At 59.1% G+C, this 2,779-nt stretch carries 5 protein-coding genes; 4 read left to right on the top strand and 1 reads right to left on the bottom strand.

What is annotated here, in order from left to right:
- The 3 genes from OC610_RS25055 to OC610_RS25045 all read left to right on the top strand — a co-directional run.
- The coding region (locus OC610_RS25055) for an EAL domain-containing protein (protein ID WP_264431709.1) at nt 1-329 on the top strand (329 nt) is incomplete at its 5' end.
- 42 nt (nt 330-371) lie between these two features.
- Entirely contained in the window at nt 372-875 is a 504-nt protein-coding gene (locus tag OC610_RS25050; protein WP_181288244.1) for a M48 metallopeptidase family protein, read from the top strand.
- Nucleotides 876-879: 4 nt separating this feature from the next.
- A complete protein-coding gene (locus OC610_RS25045; RefSeq protein WP_264431707.1) occupies nt 880-1,176 on the top strand; it encodes a winged helix-turn-helix domain-containing protein in 297 nt (98 codons plus the stop codon).
- A 111-nt stretch (nt 1,177-1,287) separates the two neighbouring features.
- On the opposite strand, the gene OC610_RS25040 is transcribed toward OC610_RS25045, so the two are convergent.
- On the bottom strand, nt 1,288-1,740 hold the full coding sequence (locus tag OC610_RS25040) for a GNAT family N-acetyltransferase (protein ID WP_264431705.1): 453 nt from the start codon (nt 1,738-1,740) through the stop codon (nt 1,288-1,290).
- A gap of 259 nt (nt 1,741-1,999) precedes the next feature.
- Between OC610_RS25040 and OC610_RS25035 the strand changes: the two genes are divergently transcribed.
- Nucleotides 2,000-2,737 (top strand): substrate-binding periplasmic protein, encoded by a 738-nt coding sequence (locus OC610_RS25035; RefSeq protein WP_264431703.1) that lies wholly within the window; start codon nt 2,000-2,002, stop codon nt 2,735-2,737.
- The last annotated feature ends 42 nt before the right edge of the window (nt 2,738-2,779 follow it).

The following is a 2,779-nucleotide window of genomic DNA, read 5'->3' as shown; positions in this document are numbered from 1 at the left end:
GCGTGGCGCTGGATGACTTCGGTTCAGGGCCTTGCTCGCTGGCCCACCTGCGGGATCTGGAGCTCGATACCCTCAAGCTCGACCGGCATTTGATCGCCCGTCTGCCAGGCTCGCCCCGGGATGCCGCATTGGCCGCCTCGGTGATCGACCTGTGCAGGCAACTGGGTTTGCGAGTGATCGCCGAAGGGGTGGAGACCCGCGAGCAATATCAGTGGTTGCAGGCTCATGGTTGCGAGTTCGTGCAAGGTTTCCTCGTGGCGCGCCCCTTGATGGCGGAAGACACCAACGCCTTCGCCAAGCCATTCGACTGGAGCGCGGTCATCGCCTGAATTCGCTACACTGGCGGCCTTTTGTGATGGTGTGGCCGCCCGATGACTGCGCTCAAATACCTCCAGGCGTACCCCGCCGCCTTGCAAGCCCAGGTGCAGCAATTGATCGCCGAGGATCGGCTGGGCGATTACCTGCGCCAGCGCTATCCCGACCGGCATCCGATCCAGAGCGACAAGGCCTTGTACGCCTATGCGCTGGAACTCAAGCAGCAATACCTGCGTAACGCACCGGCCATCGACAAAGTGCTGTTCGACAATCGCCTGGACCTGACGCATCGTGCACTGGGCCTGCATACGGCCGTGTCGCGCGTGCAGGGTGGCAAGCTCAAGGCCAAGAAGGAAATCCGCATCGCATCGTTGTTCAGGGAGGCGGCGCCTGAATTTCTGAAGATGATCGTGGTTCACGAGTTGGCCCACTTCAAGGAATCGGACCACAACAAGGCGTTCTACCAACTTTGCGAGCACATGCTGCCGGGTTATCACCAGTTGGAATTCGACCTGCGGGTGTACCTGACCTGGCGCGACCTGCAACAAGACAAGGAATGACCGGATGGACGTCAGCAAGACCAAGAGCAGTTTTTACCGTCGCTTGTACGTGGCTTATTTGATCGACAGCGGCCTGGCCAGCAACGTGCCGACCCTCACTGAAGCCACCGGCATGCCCCGGCGTACGGCCCAGGACACTGTCGCGGCGCTGGCGGACCTGGATATCCTGTGTGAGTTCGAACAAGAAGAAGGCGCGCGCAACCATGCCGGGAGGTATCGGATTCGCGATTGGGGAGCGATTGATCGGAGATGGATCGAGCAGAACCTGGAGCGGATCAAGACGGTGTTGGAATATCCGTAGGAGCTGACGAGTGCAACGAGGCTGCGATCTTTCCCCAGGCAATTGAGTCTTGAGTGAAAGACCAAAGATCAAAAGATCAAAAGATCAAAAGATCGCAGCCTGCGGCAGCTCCTACGGGCGATGCATGCCGATATGCGGAATCCCATCCTCCAGATACTCGACACCCACCACTTCAAACCCATACCGTCCGTAATACCCCTGCAGATGCGCCTGGGCAGACAATGAGATCGATGCGCCGGGCCAGTGCTTCTGCGCCTGTTCGAGCGCACGCTCCATCAACGCATGCCCCAGCCCCTGGCCACGTGCTTCTGGCGCGATGACTACCCGGCCAATCACCACGTCGCTGTTCTGCGAGTGGGGATCGAGCAAACGAAGGTAGGCGATCAAGTGGCTGTCTCTCCAAGCCATCAGGTGGCACGTGTCGCCGTCCAGATCCAGGCCGTCCACGTCCGGGTAGGCGCAGCTCTGCTCGACCACGAAGACGTTGGCGCGCAATTTGAGGATGGCGTACAGCTGCTCCTTGCTCAGGTCGCTGTGATGTTTGCAGACCCAGTCGATGTCCATTTTTTGAATTTCCTTGAATGCCTGATGCCGATATTAGGCGTCCTCGCGTCGGAAGTCTCTTTTCGATTGGTCGGAAAATCTGTGACAAAGACCAAAATGCCATCATGGATGTGTCGCGGTCTTGTCTTCTTTGTGTAATCTTCGATTCAGCCCCTGCGCAGCGGTTTCGATGAGCTAACGTTAGGACCGGACGTCTCGGGATGTCCCTTGGATTTCGGCTAAAAACAAACCGGGCTTGAACCCGTCAAGGATGTTTGGCATGCCGCGATTGCATCGAGCTGTTGCTTTGGTCGGATTGCTGTTGCTGAGCCACAGCGTCTACGCGCAGAAGTTGCGCCTGGTGGCCGATGCCTGGCCCCCCTTCACCGATTCGACCTTGGTCAACGGCGGCCTGGCGACCGATATCGTCACAACGGCCCTGGCGCGGGCCGGCTATGCCAGCGACTTCGAGCAGGTGCCCTGGGCGCGGGCGATGCTGGGCATCGGCGAAGGGCGCTATGACGTACTGATCAACGCCTGGTACGCCGAAGAGCGCACCCATGTGGGTCAATTCTCGGCCGAGTACTTGCTCAACCGCGTGCGCTTCATCAAGCGCAAGGATGCGGACATCGAGTTCGATAATCTGCAACAGTTATATACCTACCCCGTCGCCGTGGTGCGTGGCTACGCCTATGCCAAGGCGTTCGACGAAGATGCGCAGATGCAGAAGATCCCTGTGCACAATTTTGCGATGGCCGTGCGCATGCTGGCTGCCGACCGGGTGAAACTGACCCTGGAAGATGAGTACGTCGCCCGTTACTACCTGGCCCGCGAATCCCCGAAAGTGCGCAACGCCGTGGAGTTCCTGCCCAAGCCCTTGAGCGAAAACAGCCTGCACATACTGGTCAGCCTGAAGAATCCGGAGCATGAGCAGATCGTGGCCGGGTTCGATCGCGAGATCGCGGCGATGAAGGCGGATGGGAGTTATGAGCGGCTATTGAAGGCGCATGGGATGTGAAGTTGCTGCGTAGCTGATGGCCCCTTCGCGAGCAGGCTCGCT

The sequence above is a fragment of the Pseudomonas agronomica genome, assembly GCF_025917275.1.
Taxonomy (GTDB): domain Bacteria; phylum Pseudomonadota; class Gammaproteobacteria; order Pseudomonadales; family Pseudomonadaceae; genus Aquipseudomonas; species Aquipseudomonas agronomica.
This window is presented reverse-complemented; position numbering and strand designations above follow the sequence as displayed.